This window comes from Streptomyces sp. NPDC007162 (assembly GCF_040634175.1).
In the GTDB taxonomy this organism is placed as follows: Bacteria; Actinomycetota; Actinomycetes; order Streptomycetales; family Streptomycetaceae; genus Streptomyces.
On record NZ_JBEYFC010000535.1, the window covers coordinates 1 to 5919 of the forward strand.

6 protein-coding genes and 1 pseudogene are annotated in these 5919 nt (G+C 71.4%); 4 read left to right on the forward strand and 3 right to left on the reverse strand.

Going from position 1 to position 5919, the window contains the following annotated elements; translation table 11 throughout:
- A partial coding sequence (locus ABZ646_RS38340; RefSeq protein ID WP_360529846.1) for a metallopeptidase TldD-related protein occupies positions 1–948 on the reverse strand: 948 nt, incomplete at its 3' end.
- Positions 945–2468 carry a TldD/PmbA family protein gene (locus ABZ646_RS38345; RefSeq protein ID WP_360529849.1) on the reverse strand — a complete coding sequence of 508 codons (1524 nt, stop codon included), beginning with the start codon at positions 2466–2468 and terminating at the stop codon, positions 945–947. The genes ABZ646_RS38345 and ABZ646_RS38340, both read right to left, overlap by 4 nt.
- Before the next feature lie 233 nt (positions 2469–2701).
- Between ABZ646_RS38345 and fabG the strand changes: the two genes are divergently transcribed.
- The 3 genes from fabG to ABZ646_RS38360 all read left to right on the forward strand — a co-directional run bounded on the left by fabG (position 2702) and on the right by ABZ646_RS38360 (position 4702).
- Positions 2702–3406, forward strand: coding sequence for a 3-oxoacyl-[acyl-carrier-protein] reductase (gene fabG, locus ABZ646_RS38350; RefSeq protein ID WP_132885993.1), 705 nt, complete (start codon positions 2702–2704; stop codon positions 3404–3406).
- Positions 3407–3411: 5 nt separating this feature from the next.
- Complete coding sequence (gene fabI / locus ABZ646_RS38355; RefSeq protein ID WP_089107826.1) at positions 3412–4179, forward strand: enoyl-ACP reductase FabI; 768 nt, start codon at positions 3412–3414, stop codon at positions 4177–4179.
- 172 nt (positions 4180–4351) lie between these two features.
- Positions 4352–4702, forward strand: a complete 351-nt coding sequence (locus ABZ646_RS38360) for a hypothetical protein (RefSeq protein WP_360529853.1) — start codon at positions 4352–4354, stop codon at positions 4700–4702.
- On the opposite strand, the gene ABZ646_RS38365 is transcribed toward ABZ646_RS38360, so the two are convergent.
- Complete coding sequence (locus tag ABZ646_RS38365) at positions 4680–5372, reverse strand: FadR/GntR family transcriptional regulator (protein WP_360529856.1); 693 nt, start codon at positions 5370–5372, stop codon at positions 4680–4682. The genes ABZ646_RS38360 and ABZ646_RS38365 overlap by 23 nt on opposite strands.
- Positions 5373–5451: 79 nt before the next feature.
- Between ABZ646_RS38365 and ABZ646_RS38370 the strand changes: the two are divergent.
- Positions 5452–5919, forward strand: a pseudogene (locus tag ABZ646_RS38370) (MFS transporter); the annotation flags it as partial.

Genomic DNA, 5919 nt, shown 5'->3' on the forward strand with positions numbered 1-5919 from the left:
TTGCGCCACCCGGAACGGATCGCCTGGCTCGGGGTGGTCGCCGCCGGAGGAGTGTGCGACGACGAACGGCGCCGACTCCAGGCCCGGCTCGTTCGGGTCGCTGCGCAGGCTCAGCGGCAGGTCGCTGAGCTTCTCGCCGACGCGGGTGCCGCCGCCCGGCTTGGAGAACACCGTCCGCCCCTCGGTCGCGTCCCGTCCGGACGCCGACCACAGCTGGTAGATCAGCAGGTCGGCGACGGCGGTCGGCGGCAGCAGCGTCTCGTACCGGCCCGCCGGCAGTTCCACGCGCCGCTCCGCCCAGCCGAGCCGTACGGCCAGCTCCGCGTCGAGCGCGCCCGGGTCGACGTCCTTGAAGTCCCGTGTGGACCGCCCGGCCCAGGCCGACCGGGTGCGGTCCGGCGACTTGGCGTTCAGCTCGAGGGTGCCGTTCGGCTGGTCGTGCCGCAGCCGCAGCCCCGCCGAGGTGCCCACATACGTCGACACCAGCTCGTGGTTGGCGAAGCCGTACAGCTCCCGGCCCCCGGCCCGCGCGCGTGCGAAGGCCTCGCCGAGTGCCGGGGCGAAGTCCGCGAACACCGCGGAGGAGGTCTCGGCGGGCGCGTCCGTGAAATCCGGTGCCTCCGGGACGCCCGTGACCAGCGGCTGCGCGTCCTCGGCGGGCCCGGCCCCGCGTGCGGCGGCCTCCGCGGCCCGCACCAGCGACTCCAGGTCGTCCGCGGTGACGGCCGACCGGGACACGACACCGGAGGCCGTGCCCTCCTTGCCGTCGACGGTCGCCACGACGGTGAGCGAACGCCCGCGCGTGACGCCGTTCGTGGTGAGCGCGTTGCCGGCCCAGCGCAGGTTGGCGGTGGAGTGCTCGTCGGCGATGACCACGCAGCCGTCGGCCCGGGACAGTTCGAGAGCGCGCTCGACGATCTCGTGCGGCTTGTTGCTACGGGCGCTCATCGACCGGCCTCCTGTGTGGTGTTGAGGATGTTGACGCCCCTGAAGAGGGCCGAGGGGCAGCCGTGCGAGACGGCGGCGACCTGTCCCGGCTGTGCCTTGCCGCAGTTGAAGGCGCCGCCGAGCACGTACGTCTGCGGGCCGCCGACGGCCGCCATGGAGCCCCAGAAGTCGGTGGTCGTCGCCTGGTAGGCGACGTCGCGCAGCTGACCGGTGATCCGCCCGTTCTCGATCCTGAAGAACCGCTGGCCGGTGAACTGGAAGTTGTAGCGCTGCATGTCGATGGACCAGGAGCGGTCGCCGACCACGTAGATCCCGCGGTCGACCCCGCCGATCAGGTCCTCGGTGGACAGCCCGGCCGGGTCCGGGCGCAGCGACACGTTGGCCATGCGCTGCACGGGCACGTGCCCGGGGGAGTCGGCGTACGCGCACCCGTTGGAGCGCTCGAAACCGGTCAGCTTCGCGATCCTGCGGTCCAGCTGGTAGCCGACGAGCGTGCCGTCCTTGACCAGGTCCCAGGACTGGCCCGCGACGCCCTCGTCGTCGTAGCCGATGGTCGCCAGGCCGTGCTCGGCGGTGCGGTCACCGGTGACGTTCATCAGCTCGGAGCCGTACTTCAACTTGCCGAGCTGGTCGAAGGTGGCGAAGGAGGTGCCGGCGTAGGCGGCCTCGTAGCCGAGCGCGCGGTCCAGCTCGGTGGCGTGGCCGATCGACTCGTGGATGGTCAGCCACAGGTTGGACGGGTCGACCACCAGGTCGTACAGACCCGCCTCGACGCTCGGCGCCCGCATCTTCTCGGCGAGCAGCTCCGGGATCTGCTCCAGTTCGGTCTCCCAGTCCCAGCCGGTGCCGGTGAGGTACTCCCAGCCGCGTCCGACCGGCGGAGCGACGGTCCGCATCGAGTCGAACTCCCCGCTGGACCCGTCCACGGACACGGCGGTCAGCTGCGGATGCAGCCGCACCCGCTGCTGGGTGGTGACGGTCCCCGCCGTGTCGGCGTAGAACTTGTTCTCGTGCACGGTGAGCAGCGAGGCGTCGACGTGGTCGACCCCCTTCGCAGCCAGCAGCCGCGCGCTCCACCGGGCGAGCAGCGCGGCCTTCTCCTCGTCCGGCACCGTGAAGGGGTCGATCTCGTACGACGAGATCCACGTCCGGTCCTCGTGCACCGGCTCGTCGGCCAGCTCGACCCGCTCCTCCGACCCCGCCGCCTTGATCACCTGGGCGGACAGCTTCGCCATGGCCACCGCCTGCGACGCGACCTTGGCCGCGGCATCGAGGCTCAGGTCCACCCCGGACGCGAAGCCCCAGGTGCCACCGTGCACCACCCGGACCGCGTACCCGAGGTCGGTGCTGTCCGAGGACCCGGCGGGCTTGGCGTCCCTGAGCCGCCAGGAGGCGCTGCGCACCCGCTCGAACCGGAAGTCCGCGTGCTCGGCCCCGAGCGCACGCGCGCGTGCCAGCGCGGCGTCGGCCAGGGCCCTCAGCGGAAGTGCCAGAAACGACTGATCGATTTCATGGGGCACGGGTGGGAATCCCTTCGAGGTGCTTCCGTGGTGACCGTCACACGCAGTGAATCATGTCCGGGTGCTCGCCCTTGCCGTTCGTCCGGCGACTGTAGAAACCCGACAGCGACACTCCTCAGCCACTGTCGGTGCCCGCTTGCCCGCGGTGATGGCGGGACCGATAGGTTTTCGCTGAAGCCGCCTGTAATGCAGCTGTTCGGGCGGGTGGTCAGACCGAACGAAAGGGTGATCCGTTGAGCCGCTCGGTTCTCGTCACTGGAGGCAACCGGGGCATCGGCCTCGCCATCGCCCGTGCTTTCGCCGACGCAGGCGACAAGGTGGCCATCACGTACCGCTCGGGTGAGCCGCCGGCCGGGTTCCTGGCGGTCAAGTGCGACATCACCGACTCCGAGCAGGTGGAGCAGGCCTACAAGGAGATCGAGGACGCGCACGGCCCGGTCGAGGTCCTGATCGCCAACGCCGGCATCACCAAGGACACGCTGCTGATGCGGATGTCCGAGGAGGACTTCACCTCGGTCATCGACACCAACCTCACCGGCACCTTCCGCGTGGTCAAGCGCGCCAACCGCGGCATGCTGCGCGCCAAGAAGGGCCGCGTCGTCCTCATCTCCTCGGTCGTCGGCCTCTACGGCGGCCCCGGCCAGGCCAACTACGCCGCCTCCAAGGCCGCCCTGGTCGGCTTCGCGCGCTCCCTCGCCCGGGAGCTGGGTTCGCGCAACATCACCTTCAACGTCGTCGCGCCCGGCTTCGTCGACACCGACATGACCAAGGTGCTCACCGACGAGCAGCGGGCCGGCATCGTGTCGCAGGTGCCGCTCGGCCGGTACGCGCAGCCCGAGGAGGTCGCCGCGACGGTGCGGTTCCTGGCCTCGGACGACGCCTCGTACATCACTGGAGCCGTCATCCCCGTTGACGGCGGACTGGGAATGGGTCACTGATCACCATGAGTGGAATCCTCGAGGGCAAGCGCATCCTGATCACGGGTGTGCTGATGGAGTCCTCCATCGCCTTCCACGCGGCCAAGCTGGCCCAGGAGCAGGGCGCGGAGATCATCCTCACCGCGTTCCCGCGGCCCACGCTGACCGAGCGCATCGCCAAGAAGCTGCCCAAGCCCACCAAGGTCATCGAGCTCGACGTCACCAACGACGAGCACCTCGGCCGCCTTGCCGACCTCGTCGGCGAGGAACTCGGCGGCCTCGACGGCGTCGTCCACTCCATCGGCTTCGCGCCGCAGGACGCGCTCGGCGGCAACTTCCTCAACACGCCGTTCGAGTCCGTCGCCACCGCCATGCACGTCTCGGCGTACTCCCTGAAGTCGCTGACCATGGCCTGCCTGCCGCTGATGCAGAACGGCGGCTCCGTCGTCGGCCTCACCTTCGACGCGCAGTACGCCTGGCCGCAGTACGACTGGATGGGCCCGGCGAAGGCCGCCCTGGAGGCCACCAGCCGCTACGTCGCGCGCGACCTGGGCAAGCAGAACATCCGCTGCAACCTCATCTCCGCCGGCCCGCTCGCCTCCATGGCCGCCAAGTCCATCCCGGGCTTCAGCGACCTGGCCGCCGTGTGGGACCACCGCTCCCCGCTGGAGTGGGACCTCAAGGACCCCGAGCCGGCCGGCAAGGGCATCGTCGCCCTGCTGAGCGACTGGTTCCCGAAGACCACCGGCGAGATCATCCACGTGGACGGCGGTCTGCACGCCATCGGCGCCTGACCGGCGGCCCGCGAAGCGTCACCGAGGCCCGTCTCCCGGCAGGGGGGACGGGCCTCACCCGTTCGGCCCACCGGCCGGGCCGCCGCCGCCCGCGCGGCGCACCCTGGAAGGGCGTCGGATCCCGCGTCCACCGCGCGATGTCCCTCCCCAGCCCGGCCGAGGAGGTCCCCTTGTGCGCCTGTCCCGCAGCCTGGCCCCGGTGACCGCGGCCCTCGTCCTGGTGCTCGCCCTGCCGTACGACGCCGTGTCCCACCCGCGCGTGCCGAGCGGTCACCAGCCCGCCCCGCAGCTGTTCGGCGCGTCCTGCCGGACGACCGTCCGCGGCTCCCACGTGGTGGCCTACTGCCACAACCCCTACGTCGACACCGACCGGATCCGGCTGCACATCGAGTGCGCCGAGTGGTGGGACGTCGACACCGACAGCGCCCCGGCCGACACCGGTCCCGCGATGACCGTACGGCTCTCCGGACGCTGCTGGAAGGACGTCCGCGCGGCCTGGCTCAGTCACCAGAAGGTCGGCTGAACCTGCCCGGACGGCACTGGAACGGATAGCTGCCCGCCTCCTTCGCCGCGGTGTCCGCGTCGCCCGCGCGGATCGCCTCGACCAGGCGGGCGTGGTCCATGTACGTCTCCGGCGTCAGCTCGGCACCGACGTCCGCGCGCAGCCAGTCCCGCAGCACCTCGCCCAGATCGGCGTACATCGCCGTCATCACGTCGTTGTGCGAGGCCGCCACCACGGCGAGGTGGAAGGTGGCGTCGGCCGTCACGAACTCCTCCGCCTCGCCCGACTCCCAGGCCCGCTCACGGCGCGCCAGCAGCGCGTCGAGCTGCCTGAGGTCCTTGTCGGAGCGCCGGGCGGCGGCCAGCCGGGCCGCGGACGACTCCAGCGTGGAGCGCAGCTCCGCGATGTGGCGGGGGTCGGCGTCGGCGAACCGGCGGTGCATCACACCCGCCAGTTCACTGGTCGCCACGACGTAGGTGCCGGAGCCCTGGCGGATGTCCAGCAGACCGTTGTGCGCCAGTGCGCGGACGGCCTCCCGGACGGTGTTGCGGGCCACTCCCAGCTGCTCGACCAGTTCCGGCTCGGTGGGGATGCGCGAGCCGACCGGCCACTCGCCCGAGGCGATCTGGTTCCGCAGCTCGGCGATGACCTGCTCGGACAGCGCCGACCGGCGCGGATGGCTCAGAGGCATGGCACACCTTCGCACGCGAGGGCCGGGCGAGGGCGGTCAGGCCCGCCCGGAGGTGGACAACCAATCATCCTATGATTCTATGATGGGTCTCATGGCAGGCGAGGATTCCAGGACGACGACCCCCACGACCACCTCCACGACAGCCCGCCCGGCGTCACCCGAGCGGGGCGCCGGGCAGCCCGCACGCGCGTGGACGACGCGGCTCTTCGTCGTCGGCATCCTCCTGGCCGCCGTCAACCTCCGGCCCGCCATCACCAGTCTCGGCGCGCTCCTGGAGGAGGTTCGCGGCGGGCTGGGCATGAGCGGCAGCGTGGCCGGGCTGCTCACCTCCGTGCCCCCGCTCTGCTTCGCCGTCTTCGGAGTCATGGCCCCCCGCCTCGCCCGCCGCTTCGGACCGCCGGCGGTGGTGTGCGCCGGCATGGTGGCCATCACGGCCGGCCTGCTGATCCGGCCGTACGTCCTGGGCACGGCCGGATTCCTGGCCGGCAGCGCGCTCGCGCTCATGGGCATCGCCGTCAGCAACGTACTGATGCCGGTCATCGTCAAG

Excerpts from the sequence above, each read along its gene's own strand:
- fabI (WP_089107826.1), top strand. The coding sequence starts at position 3,412 with ATGAGTGGAATCCTCGAGGGCAAGCGCATCCTGATCACGGGTGTGCTG.
- ABZ646_RS38365 (WP_360529856.1), bottom strand. The coding sequence starts at position 5,372 with ATGCCTCTGAGCCATCCGCGCCGGTCGGCGCTGTCCGAGCAGGTCATC.